10 protein-coding genes are annotated in these 12785 nt (G+C 46.8%); 8 read left to right on the top strand and 2 right to left on the bottom strand.

The annotated features are described in order from the left end of the window. The first annotated feature begins 60 nt into the window (after window positions 1–60). The 3 genes from FH968_RS02355 (at window position 61) to lpxA (ending at window position 3875) form a co-directional block, all read left to right on the top strand. Window positions 61–1650, top strand: a complete 1590-nt coding sequence (locus FH968_RS02355) for an MFS transporter (RefSeq protein ID WP_139876853.1) — start codon at window positions 61–63, stop codon at window positions 1648–1650. After that, window positions 1650–2789 (top strand): glycoside hydrolase family 105 protein, encoded by a 1140-nt coding sequence (locus FH968_RS02350; protein WP_139876851.1) that lies wholly within the window; start codon window positions 1650–1652, stop codon window positions 2787–2789. Before FH968_RS02355 ends, FH968_RS02350 begins: the two co-directional genes overlap by 1 nt. A 294-nt stretch (window positions 2790–3083) precedes the next feature. Beyond that, entirely contained in the window at window positions 3084–3875 is a 792-nt protein-coding gene (gene lpxA, locus FH968_RS02345) for an acyl-ACP--UDP-N-acetylglucosamine O-acyltransferase (protein ID WP_139876848.1), read from the top strand. A 46-nt stretch (window positions 3876–3921) separates the two neighbouring features. Here lpxA and argS read toward each other — a convergent pair whose 3' ends face one another. Then, window positions 3922–5655 carry an arginine--tRNA ligase gene (gene argS / locus FH968_RS02340; RefSeq protein ID WP_139876846.1) on the bottom strand — a complete coding sequence of 578 codons (1734 nt, stop codon included), beginning with the start codon at window positions 5653–5655 and terminating at the stop codon, window positions 3922–3924. A gap of 250 nt (window positions 5656–5905) precedes the next feature. Between argS and FH968_RS02335 the strand changes: the two genes are divergently transcribed. Continuing rightward, a complete protein-coding gene (locus FH968_RS02335) occupies window positions 5906–6469 on the top strand; it encodes a VOC family protein (RefSeq protein ID WP_139876844.1) in 564 nt (187 codons plus the stop codon). A 1-nt stretch (window position 6470) separates the two neighbouring features. On the opposite strand, the gene FH968_RS02330 is transcribed toward FH968_RS02335, so the two are convergent. Then, window positions 6471–7613: a MalY/PatB family protein gene (locus FH968_RS02330; protein WP_139876842.1), complete on the bottom strand. Its 1143-nt coding sequence runs from the start codon at window positions 7611–7613 to the stop codon at window positions 6471–6473. A 215-nt stretch (window positions 7614–7828) separates the two neighbouring features. On the opposite strand from FH968_RS02330, the gene cutC reads away from it, so the two are divergent. The 4 genes from cutC to FH968_RS02310 all read left to right on the top strand — a co-directional run bounded on the left by cutC (window position 7829) and on the right by FH968_RS02310 (window position 12769). Next, window positions 7829–8566, top strand: a complete 738-nt coding sequence (gene cutC / locus FH968_RS02325) for a copper homeostasis protein CutC (protein WP_139876840.1) — start codon at window positions 7829–7831, stop codon at window positions 8564–8566. 381 nt (window positions 8567–8947) lie between these two features. Further along, on the top strand, window positions 8948–10087 hold the full coding sequence (locus tag FH968_RS02320) for a D-alanyl-lipoteichoic acid biosynthesis protein DltD (RefSeq protein ID WP_139876838.1): 1140 nt from the start codon (window positions 8948–8950) through the stop codon (window positions 10085–10087). Window positions 10088–10214: 127 nt separating this feature from the next. Beyond that, on the top strand, window positions 10215–11336 hold the full coding sequence (locus FH968_RS02315) for an MBOAT family O-acyltransferase (RefSeq protein ID WP_139876836.1): 1122 nt from the start codon (window positions 10215–10217) through the stop codon (window positions 11334–11336). Beyond that, window positions 11333–12769: an AMP-binding protein gene (locus FH968_RS02310; RefSeq protein ID WP_139876834.1), complete on the top strand. Its 1437-nt coding sequence runs from the start codon at window positions 11333–11335 to the stop codon at window positions 12767–12769. The genes FH968_RS02315 and FH968_RS02310 overlap by 4 nt, the downstream gene beginning before the upstream one ends. Window positions 12770–12785: the final 16 nt, after the last annotated feature.

Raw genomic sequence — 12785 nt, 5'->3', positions numbered from 1 at the left:
TAAGCTCAGTAAGGGCTGGCGCGCAATCTCCTATAACAAAAACAAGCGGGGTTGACGGTGATGAAAACACGTAAGATTGGACTGGCAAATTATCTTGCCTATGGCGCAGGGGATTTTCTGGGAGCAGGAACGACCGCACTCACAGCCGCATGGCTACTTTACTTCTACACCACGTTCTGTGGGCTGACACCGATTGAAGCGACGTTTATTTTTGCCATGGCAAGGGTTCTGGATGCAGTGGTCAGCCCATTGATGGGCTTCCTGACCGATAACTTTGGTACTACATGGCTTGGAAAACGCTTTGGCCGTCGTAAGTTCTTTATCTTGTTAGGGATCCCATTAGTCTTCAGCTACAGCTTCATGTGGGTTGGAGAGATGAGTTACTGGTACTACCTGGTGACTTACCTGATCTTCGACGTGGTTTACACCATGATCCTGGTACCGTACGAAACGCTGGTACCGGAAATGACGGATGACTTTAAACAGAAAACAAAATTCTCCGGCGCACGTATATCAATGGCGCAACTGTCAGCCATCCTTGCTGCGTTCCTGCCGGGTATTTTGTTGAATCACTTTGGTAAAGACAACGCCATCTCATTCTTCTATTCAAGCCTGGTATTCGCCACGCTGTGCGCCATCGTGCTGATATTTGTCTGGTTCTTCACATGGGAACGTCCTCGTTCTGAGTGGACAGAAGCCGCATTGCGAGCAGAAGAAGAGAAGAAAACGCTGACGTTTGCGCAGAGCATGAAACGCCTGAACGTGGAGCTGACTTCCACACTGCGCGTTAAGATATTCCGCCAGCACCTTGGCATGTATTTGGGCGGCTATATTGCGCAAGACGTGTTCAACGCGGTGTTTACTTACTATGTGGTGTTTGTGCTGATGCAAAGTGCGAGCATGGCATCAAGCTTGCTCGGCACGATGGCGATTCTGCAATTTATTGCGGTCATCGGTATGATTCCGTTGTGTATCAAATACGGCCCGGCACCGTCTTATCGTATGGTGGTTGTGTTGTTTGGCCTCAGTTCTGTCTCTTATGCGGTGCTGTATTACGCGGGACTAAGCGATGTTTTCTCACTGCTGATGCTGGTTTCTGCTGTTGCGGGTCTTGGCCGTGGCGGTATCAACTATGTGCCGTGGAATACCTACACCTACATTGCTGATGTAGATGAAGTGATTACAGGCCAACGCCGTGAAGGCATCTTCGCGGGGATCATGACGCTGACACGTAAAGCCTCACAGGCAGGTGCGGTGATGTTGGTGGGTATCGTGATGCAGCTTTCCGGTTTTGTTTCCGGCCAGACCACGCAACCTCCTGCGGTTAGCCATACCATTCTGATGATTTTAAGTTTTGGCACTGTCGCGGTACTGGCATGCGGCTTCTTAGTTTCCCTGCGCTTTAAACTTAATTTGCAGACTCATAGCGTGTTACGTGAAGAAACCGCGAAGATGCGCGAAGCCGGGCGACCGGTTCCGGAGGCGACAACGCCAGAAGCTCGTGCAACTGTAGAAATGCTGGCAGGCATCCCTTACGAGAATCTTTGGGGTAATAACAATATTGGTTACCTCAACCACAACAAACCTGCTGCACCTTCGTTGAAACAGGCGGCCGCAATGAATTCGAATGCTACTCAGAGGTTAAGCTAATGATTATTTATCCCGTCAAACACAGCTCTTTACTGTGTCAGCCGGAGCATTTTATTGCCCGGGATGAACTGAAAACCCTGATCCATAAGGTGACAGACAATCTGGTCAATATTAAGGATGAAACGGGCCAATTCTTGCTGCGTCTGGATGACGGGCGAGTCATTGATACCAAAGGCTGGGACGGCTGGGAGTGGACTCACGGTGTCGGTTTGTACGGCATGTATCAGTATTATCGCCAGACTGGCGATAAGAAAATGTGTGAGATTATTGATGGCTGGTTTGCCGAGCGTTTCGCGGAAGGGGCGACTACCAAAAATGTTAACACCATGGCCCCGTTCCTGACGCTGGCTTATCGCTACGAAGAAACGCGTGACCCATCGTACTTGCCGTGGCTGGAAAGTTGGGCTGAATGGGCGATGTACGACATGCCGCGCACCGAACACGGCGGCATGCAGCACATTACGCTGGCGGAAGAAAACCATCAGCAAATGTGGGACGACACATTGATGATGACTGTGTTACCGCTGGCGAAAATTGGTAAGTTGCTTAATCGCCCGGAATACGTGGAAGAAGCGACTTATCAGTTCCTGCTGCATGTGCAAAACCTGATGGATAGAGAAACCGGATTGTGGTTCCACGGCTGGAACTATGAAGGTAATCATAACTTTGCTCACGCGCGGTGGGCACGAGGCAATAGCTGGCTGACTATCGTTATCCCTGATTTCCTTGAACTGGTGGATTTGCCTGAAAATAATGCGGTGCGTCGTTATCTGGTGCAGGTACTGGAGAGCCAGGTTGCAGCTCTGGCGAAATGCCAGGACGATAGTGGCTTGTGGCATACGTTACTGGACGATCCCCATTCGTATCTGGAAGCTTCAGCGACCGCAGGCTTTGCTTACGGCATTCTGAAAGGGATCCGTAAACGTTATATCAGCAAAGAGTATAAAGAGGTTGCTGAAAAAGCGATGAAGGGAATCGTGAAAAACATTTCCCCGGAAGGTGAGTTGCTGCAGGTTTCGTTCGGCACCGGAATGGGTAGCAATCTGGAGTTCTATCGCCAGATCCCGCTGACTTCTATGCCATATGGCCAGGCTATGGCTATTCTGTGTTTGGGTGAATATCTGCGGATTTATTTGTAGGCCCACACCGCAGGCCTGGAAGACCGGGCCTGCAAACTACTGCAAAATCAATCCTGCAGGCACATCCTGTAAAGTTCCTCCAATTTAATAATAAATAAAAGACGTATTGTGCAGAACAATTCATTATGCTGCCGCTGTCGATAAGCCCTCCACGGTATTCACCCTCCTTAGCGATATTCTGAATGGCGAAGCCTGGCTTCACGTTCTCCCCTACCTGTTTGTTGATCCACTCATTGGATTGATAATTAACCGATGATCGCGTTGTACCAGTTGTGCCTTCATCAGGATAAATTGATGTTTATTTCCCCGTTAGCTCGGGTTGCCAGTAATAGCGTGGTTGAGCCCGGTGTGGTGCTTGGCGCTAACGTAAGTATTGGTCCGTTTTGTGTTATCTCCGCAGGTGTTGTGATTGGAGAAGGAACAGTTATCGGTTCTCATTGTGTCATTAACGGCCTGACCACGATTGGTCGTGACAATACTATTGGGCACTTTTCCTCAATTGGTGAAGTTAATCAGGATCTTAAATACGCCAATGAACCGACTAAACTGGTTATTGGCGACAGAAATATCATCGGCAAAAATGCCACGCTGCATCGCGGCACGGTTCAAGGTCGGAGCTGTACGACGATTGGCAACAATAACCACTTTAAGAACAATGTGCATATCGGGCACGACTGCGTGGTGGGTAACAATACGCTGATTGGCGATAACAGCGGGTTGGCTGGACATGTACTGCTTGATGATGGAGGGCAGGTTGGTTTTATGTGTGCTATACACCAGTTTTGCGTACTGGGTGCACATGCCAAAATTGTCGATCAGTCAGGTGTGGTGCAGGATGTGCCACCCTTTGTGATTGCCAATGGCAATCACGCGAAACCAGCCGGCATAGATGTTAATGCGCAGGCTTTTCTGGCGTTAGAGACTCATCAGCAGGATTTTGTACATTTGCTTTACAGCATGCTTTATCAGCAGTCTTTATCGATTGAGGAAGTGAAGCTTACGGTGAAAACATTGCTAAGCGATTATGCCATCGCGGCTGTTTTTGAGCGGTTTTTTGCGCACTCGGCGCGCGGGATTGTTCGTTAAGATAAATTAAAAAGACTCGCCGCCATGAGCGGCGAGTCTTTTGCGATTACATACGTTCTACAGTGTCGATACCCAGCGTATCCAGACCCAGCTTCAGCGTTTTCGCCGTCAGCAGAGCCAGTTTCAGGCGGCTGTTACGCGCCTCGATAGTATCCGCAGCAAGAATCGGGCAGTGCTCGTAGAAACCAGAGAACAGACCTGCAACGTCATACAGGTAAGTACACATCACGTGTGGCGTACCGTCACGAGCAACAACGTTCAGGGTTTCTTCGAATTGCAGCAAACGTGCAGCCAGCTGTGCTTCGCGATCTTCAGTGATAACCACTGGCGCTTTGAGCAACTCAACTTCGTCGATGTCGGCTTTACGGAATACAGACAGCACACGAGTGTATGCATATTGCATATACGGAGCGGTGTTGCCTTCGAAGGCCAGCATGTTGTCCCAGTCGAAGATGTAATCTGTAGTGCGACTTTTCGACAGGTCGGCGTATTTCACCGCGCCAATCCCCACGGACTTCGCAAGCTGCTCCAGCTCATCAGCAGGCATGTCCGGGTTTTTCTCGGTTACCAGATTACGCGCACGTTCCATGGCTTCGTCGAGCAAGTCAGTCAGTTTTACGGTGCCACCAGAACGGGTTTTGAATGGCTTGCCGTCTTTACCCAGCATCATGCCGAACATCTGGTGTTCCAGGGTGACGGATTCTGGAACGTAACCGGCTTTACGAACGATGGTCCATGCTTGCATCAGGTGCTGGTGCTGACGGGAGTCGATAAAGTAAAGGACGCGGTCAGCGTGCAGGGTTTCATAGCGGTATTTCGCACAGGCAATATCGGTGGTGGTATACAGATAGCCGCCATCTTTTTTCTGGATGATAACGCCCATCGGGTCGCCATCTTTGTTCTTGAACTCGTCCAGGAACACCACGGTTGCACCTTCGCTTTCGACCGCGAGGCCTTTAGCCTTGAGATCTGCCACGATGCCCGGCAACATTGGGTTATAAAGACTTTCACCCATTACGTCGTCGCGAGTCAGTGTCACATTAAGGCGATCGTAAGTTTGCTGGTTCTGCGTCATGGTGATATCGACCAGCTTGCGCCACATCTCACGGCAGTATTCGTCGCCGCTTTGCAGTTTTACCACGTATGCGCGTGCGCGCTCCGCAAAGGCTTCGTCTTCATCATAGTGTTTCTTGGCAGCACGATAGAACTCTTCAAGGTCGGCCAGTGCCATCTCACCTGCATTTTCTTGCTGCTGCTTTTCGAGATACGCGATAAGCATGCCGAACTGCGTGCCCCAGTCGCCGACGTGGTTGGCGCGGATAACTTTATGGCCAAGGAATTCCAGGGTGCGTACCGTTGCATCACCAATGATGGTGGAGCGGATGTGACCCACGTGCATCTCTTTAGCCACGTTTGGTGCGGAATAGTCGACAACGATGGTTTGTGGCGCAACGGTATTGACACCCACGCGGTCGGAGGCGACTGCGGAATCAACATTTTTCGCAAGGAACAAAGGGTCAAGGAAAATGTTGATGAAGCCAGGGCCGGCGATTTCAACTTTGCTGGCAATTCCGGTCAAATCCAGATTGGCGATCACCAACTCGGCGACTTGTCGTGGTGGCTTGCCCAGTGATTTCGCAACTGACATCACGCCATTGGCCTGGTAGTCACCGAACTGAACTTTTGCTGACTGACGAACCTGTGGTTCGCAATCCACAGGCGCACCTGCGGCAATCAGTGCCTGACTGACTTTATCTGAGAGAAGAGCCTGAATATTCACCGGGATACCTTACATTTTGCTAAGGGCTGCCGTGACGTTTACAGCAGCCGTATCGTGGGGGATAAAATTAGGGCGTAAGTATAACTGTATTTAACCCCCAGAGTCAGCAAAAGCCTTGCCCTGCGCGCCTTGAACTAATATCAACGGTATAGTGAATAACCATTCAGGAAATTAGCCGCTTAACAGGTGTTGGTGAAGTTTGTCGAAAAAGGTAGATTAGCCTCCAATTGCGACTTAAGAGGATAGGGTGATGGCCAACTGGCAGACAATTGCAGAACTGAATGATATTTCAGCGGATCTCCCGCGTTTTACACAAGCGTTAACAGAACTTGCCGCTCGGCTTGATCTTGAGCTCGAACCACTAGACGCCGATCACATTTCTCTGCGTTGCCATCAAAATACAACCGCTGAACGTTGGCGTGTGGGTTTAGAAAAATGTGGCACTTTGCTCTCTGAAAATATCATTAATGAAAGGCCAATTTGCCTGTTTAAACTCATGGAGCCGGTTTGCGTGGCGCACTGGAAATTTACTGTGATTGAATTGCCGTGGCCGGGTGAGAAGCGTTATCCGCATGAAGGCTGGGAGCACGTAGAAATTGTGCTGCCGGGCGAACCTGAAACATTGAATGCACGAGCGCTGGATTTAATGTCTGACGCCGGTTTGCGCCAGACAGGGATTTCGCTGAAAACCAGTTCGCCAAAAGGTGAACGTGAACGTTTACCTAATCCAACACTCGCTGTAACCGATGGCAAAGTGACTATCAAATTCCATCCGTGGAGTATTGAAGAGATTGTTGCCAGTGAGCAGGAATAAGCTAGCTGACTGATTTAACAGCGGCCTCCATGCGTTTAATGGCTTCATCAAGCATTGCTGAGGTGCAGCCAAAATTAATACGTACGAATTTGGCTTCGCCAAAATCAGCACCCGGCGAGAAGCCTAATCCGGCTTTTTGGAAGCACAGCGTTGGGTTATCTACCGGCAAAGCTGAGGCATCCACCCATCCCAGATAAGTTGCCTGCGGTGCGGTCATTGTAAGTCCCGACATATCGCTAACGGCATTCACTAATCGGTCACGGTTGTGGCGCAAATACGGCAGTAATTCTTGCAACCACGGTTCACCATCGCGCCAGGCAGCGGTTGCAGCCGTCAATGCTAATACGTCGACACTTGGCACAATTCCTTCACGCACTGTGTTGAATCGCTTACGCAATTCAGTATCGGGGATAATGGCCAGTGACGCACCAAGACCGGCGATATTAAATGTTTTGGATGGCGAAAACAGGGTGATGGAGCGCTGTTCGGCATCGGCACTTAAGGTGGCGAAAGGAATATGTGTAGCGTCGGGTTCTAACAGCAGATCACAGTGAATTTCATCAGAGCAAACAATAAGATTGTGGCGCTGGGCAAAAGCAAGCTGCTGGTGCAACTCATCGCGAGTATAAACGGTGCCACCAGGATTTTGTGGGTTGCACAGCATCAGCAATTTTTCTTTGCCGGTTAACTGTGGCTCAAGTGCGGGCAAATTCATAACCCAACGGCCATTTTCAAGACGAAGTGGCGCATTAAGTTGTGGGCGCTGTGCAAAAGCCGATGATTTTTTGAAAGGTGGATAAATAGGGGTTGGAGCAATAGTTGATTCATCTGGCGTGGTGAAGGCGCGAACGCTTAAATTCAGCCCGGCAACAACACCTGGTAAAACAACAATCCATTCAGGTTTTATCTGCCACTGGTAGCGGTTGGCCATCCTTTCAACGATAACATCGATCAATGCTTGCGGTTTGGCTCCGTACCCAAAAACACCGTGTTCAACCCGTTTATGAAGGGCTTCGAGAATGCAGGGCGGTGAGCGAAAATCCATATCTGCCACCCACATAGGCAATACGTCATTGCCATATTTATTCCACTTCGAACTGTCGCTGTGACGGCGGTCGATGCCTTCATCAAAATTGAATGCCATGATTATACTCGTCATATTTCAAGCTGCAGGGGTGTTGGCTGCACTCACTTACCCGAATCACTTAGCTTAGTAAGCTCATCGGGATATGTTCCCTTGCCGCCTACCTGCAACTCGAAGTATTTAGAGTACAGCTACCTTTTTGTGATCGTCATTTCAGATTATCATTCTGAACCGGTGACACAACCGCCAGGCTAAAGATATTTAAGGAGCAATCGATGCCTTTGCTTGAGATATGTTGTTATGGAATTGACTGTGCAGTCACAGCACAACAAGCCGGAGCGGACAGAATTGAATTGTGTGCAGCGCCAAAAGAAGGCGGCCTGACACCCTCTGCTGGTGTACTACGCAAAGTTAAAGAACGGGTTTCTATTCCCGTACATCCTATTATTCGCCCGCGCGGCGGTGATTTTTGTTACACCGATGCTGAATTTGACACCATGCTCGAAGATATCTCGTTCATACGCGAACTGGGATATCCGGGGCTGGTTATCGGCATGTTAGATGGTGAAGGGCATATCGATATACCGCGCATGAAGCGGGTGATGGAACAAGCCCAGGATATGGCAGTCACTTTCCACCGTGCGTTTGATATGTGCCATAACCCTCATCAGGCGCTCGAACAACTCACTGATTTAGGCGTCGCGCGCATCCTTACATCGGGCCAACAACAGACGGCTGAGTTAGGACTTTCATTGCTTAGGGAACTAAAACAGCATTCCCGCGCTCCAATCATTATGGCGGGTGCAGGTGTGCGGCTGAGCAACCTGAAAAAGTTTGCCGATCAAGGGATTGATGAAATGCATAGCTCAGCAGGCCAGACCGTGGCTTCACCCATGCGTTATCGCAAGGCGGGAGTCTCAATGAGTGCTGATGCCGAAGCCGATGAGTTTAACCGTTACTGCGTTGATGGCGATGTGGTAGCAGCAATGAAAGCTGTGTTGGTTGCCAGCTAAGTAGCAAGCTGACAGTCAAAGAGTTTTGCCCGCGCATCATGTCGCCCATGTGATGTTGCTCGTACCAGGCCCCGATGTTTTATCGGGGCTTTTTTTATCCAAAACTCAGACAAATTATTCTCAGAGTTTTTTAATATATATTGAGGGTGCGTAAAAATAATCAGGTGGATTATTTGTAGTGAACTTGTTAATAAATTGACGATTTCGTTGTAATAAGCGGTTCTGTTGCTGTGCTGTACATTAGGTTACATACGGATACTAATCACTTAAGGAATAACCTGACGCACTTCTTTATTATTAAAATCCCTTTAAAAATATGTTGATAGAGTAAAATTTTCTATTTTTTATTTTTATTTAGTAGCCTGAAAAGTAGTGTTAATTATGAAAATAAACAAAACTCTTTTTTTGCATATTTCTATGGTTGTTCTTGCAGTTTTGGTTTTGACTCTCCCTCCGTTTATCAATAGCCTGCAACCAGCATTAACATTCCAACCATTAATTAAAACAATGGAAGGGACGCGCAAAGTTCAGGCCGAAAAAGTCGCAACTATTTCACACGCTCTGGATGGGAATGCGATTTTTTTCCTTGGGGCATCAGAAGTTTCGACCTCAGAAAATGAACACTTTGCGGTTTATAATTTCTTTAACACCAAGCTACACCAACCCACAGTGGCTTATGGAGACAGCTACGTCGATAACATGACGCAGCTTGCATTGCTCACTCGCTTTAAACAAAACCTTTCGCCAAAAACGAAACTGGTATTGTTACTGGCACCGGATAGCTTTTACTTTAACGGCATACCGCCGACCATCTTTGCGGACCACTTTCCAGACACCATATTCAAACCATTAATGTCTGATAAAACTATGCGACCAATACTAACGCATTATCTAACGCATATTGATGCGCAAGATGTGGATCATTTGACGTTCAGGCAGATGCGCATTTTTGGCTGGAATCACAATATTGTCTGGCGAGAAATCAAATATCAGTTTTCTTCATTTTGTGAATTGATTCGAGATTATTACTTGTCGTTGTCTCATATTCGTCATTCAGAGCTGCAACCATGGCCGATTTTAAATAAAAGCTGGCACAAGATTGACTGGAATGTGCAGCTTCAGCAGGCACGGCAACTTAATCGTGCACGTCATGAAAGTGCAGCCACATTATGGATGGATAAAGAAGTATTTGACGATGATAAAACAGCGGATGAATGGTATTCAACTCCACCGTCATTGCAGGAAATGCAGGCATTTGATGACATGATGAAGCTGTTGCATGAGCGCAAGGTCAATGTGGTTGTCATCATCGATCCTCTTAATCCGTGGGCATTAAAGCATACGGATAAATTTGCAAAGACTGACCACAACATTCAGTTGATATTACAAAAATACGACACGCCATACTTTGATATGTATAGCCAAAAATATCAGGAGGGATGGAACTGGGATCGTCTTCATCCAACTGAAGTGGCGTGGGTTGCAATGGATCGTTATATAGCAGAGGCATTTAACAAATGAAAAAAGCAATCAGACTTTTTTTCCTCTATTTGTTTTTGCTGACAACGGTAATCGCCTGGTCATCAATTGATAACAGTATGAATTTAAAGCTGCACTTTGAATATCAGCAGTTCTAAGGGCTAAGATAATGTATACAAGTGCACCTTTTTTCGCTGCGTTGTTTGCCTGTTCGCTACTTTTCACCGGACTTAATCGCCTGGTGGGGAACCGGTTGACCTATGCATCACTGTTTTCTGCTTTTGCGATGTTTGCTGTCTGGGGATACATTTTCAAAAGTCAGATAATTATCCCATTGCTGATGTTTGTTTATTTGTACAGCATTGCCACGTTAAAAGACAAAACCTGGATTAAAACCTGGCAGTCGGTGATTCTGAGTTTGTTGCCTCTAATTCTGGTGAAGTTACACCTTAATAATCATTGGGGTATGTTGGGTCTTTCTTTTATGACTTTCAGGGCGGTGGATGTTTTACTTTATCGCAACAAGAAGGATTCCCGTGATTTTTTCCAGTATTTCAGCTATCTCTTTTTGCCTTTTATTATACTGGCAGGGCCGATGTATCGTTGGAGAAATTGGGTTCAGGATATTACTAAACCCAATTTTCGCTTAACGACTGATGTGTTCTTGCAATCTATGGAACAAATCTTTTATGGAATCGTGCAAAAATTCCTGTTTGCGATGTTGATTGATAACTTTATTATCAGTCACTGGAGTCACCGTCCTTTTACAATGACCGTAGGCATTGTGATGTCACTAGCCTATAGCTTTTATCTTTATTTCGATTTCGCTGGTTACAGTAATATGGCTATAGGTGCAGGGCGTTTATTTGGCCTTAACTTACCTGCTAATTTCAACTTGCCTATTTTGGCAAAAAATCCACAGGATTTCTGGCGCAGATTTCATATTAGTCTTTCTGAGTGGTTGCGTGATGTGGTTTTCATGCCAATTTATATGAATTTGATGAAGGTGGATTTCTTCAGGAGCCACAAAGCTACCGCACAAAATATCGGTGTTTTTTGCACTTTATTTTGTATGGGTGCGTGGAACGGGTTGGAGCTCAATTACGTTGTTAGCGGAGCTCTGTTTGGCGGAATTTCAGTTATTCATAATATGATTCTTTGGCTTGCAAAGCGCAGTCCGGTAATGACCTTATGGTTAAATAACCCGATTATTTCATTTGTAGGGCGTATTTTGACGCTGGTAAGTGCCGCAGTCTCTCTTTATATTTTTAGCGGAATGTCACCTGTATGACTATTAACTCTGAACTACAGCAACTCAATAATTATCTGCGAGCGATGTTGCTCGACCCACAAAATGGCCAACAACTGGCAATCACTGGTAGTGACACCAGTCTGACCTGGCAGCAGACCAGGACTGCAGTTCTTAATTGGGTGGAATGTTTTTCAGCATTAAATTTGGCACCTAACGTTCCAGTGGTGCTTTATGGTCACCAGCAAGCTGAGTTTGCTTGCGCAATTTACAGCTGCTTATTGCACAACATTCCTTATATACCGGTCGATAATATCTATCCGGAAGAGCGTTTGAAAGAGATCTGCGAATTATCCAGCGCACCTTATTACTACGACGTACAGCAGCGCTGTTTTGTAGCAACGGGTATTCCTGCACAACAACTGGAACAAAGGAATCTTGCCTACATTATGTTTACTTCTGGTAGTACAGGTAAACCTAAAGGTGTCCAAATTGGCCGGGAAAGTGTGTGGAATTTCATGCAATGGCTACGTTCTGATTTCTCTCTGCCAGCAAACCCGGTATTGATGAACCATGCCGTATTCAGTTTCGACTTATCATTAATTCCACTGCTCGGAAACCTTGTTACGGCTGGGCATCTTATTCTAAATGCAAAAGAAGATATTACAGCCGAAAACTGGTTAGCAAGACTCAAGCAAGAGAAAGTCTCTGTATGGGTTTCTACACCCTCATTTGCCTATCAGAAATTATTGCTACCAGAATTTAGAGCAGATTATTTGTCCGATCTTAAAGTATTTATTTTTATCGGTGAGGTGCTCAGTAAAACATTGGTAAAACATCTGCGCCGTTTATTCCCAGAGGCGAAAATACTGAATTCATACGGTCCAACCGAAGCGACAGTTGCAACAACGGTGGTAGAAATCAGTGACGAAATACTGAATGAAGCATGTGATCTCTTACCGATAGGCTACATGATGCCATATTCAGAAATGGAAGTTACCGCAGATAATGAATTAATTATCTGGGGAAAAAATGTTATGCGCGGATATCTCGGTTTGCCCAAAGAGAATGCTGAAAAACTTTTATGGGATGAAAACAAACAATTGCGCGGCTATAAAACCGGTGATTTGGGACGCATCGGAGTTAATTATCTTTATTGCCAGGGGCGTAACGATAGCCAGATCAAAATGAATGGTTACCGTATTGAAATCCATGAAATAGAAAACCGTCTGTTAGCGCTTTCGGGCATCAGTGAAGCGGTTGTGTTACCGCTGACTAAAAAAGATGGCGCCGTTTTACGCCTGGCCGCGTTTTGCACATCAAAGCTTTCTGAAAAAGAGATCAAAGCTAATCTCACACAAACTTTACCGTCTTATATGGTGCCATCTCAGATTGTCATCATGGACGCATTACCTCTCAACCCTAACGGGAAGATTGACCGTAAATTACTCGATGCGCAGGCCCGTACCTGCTAATCATCTAAGGGCAAAA

The sequence above is a fragment of the Buttiauxella sp. B2 genome (genome assembly GCF_006376615.1).
Lineage (GTDB): Bacteria > Pseudomonadota > Gammaproteobacteria > Enterobacterales > Enterobacteriaceae > Buttiauxella.
The sequence above is the reverse complement of the archived record's forward strand: the minus strand, read 5'-3'. Positions and strand labels throughout refer to the sequence as shown.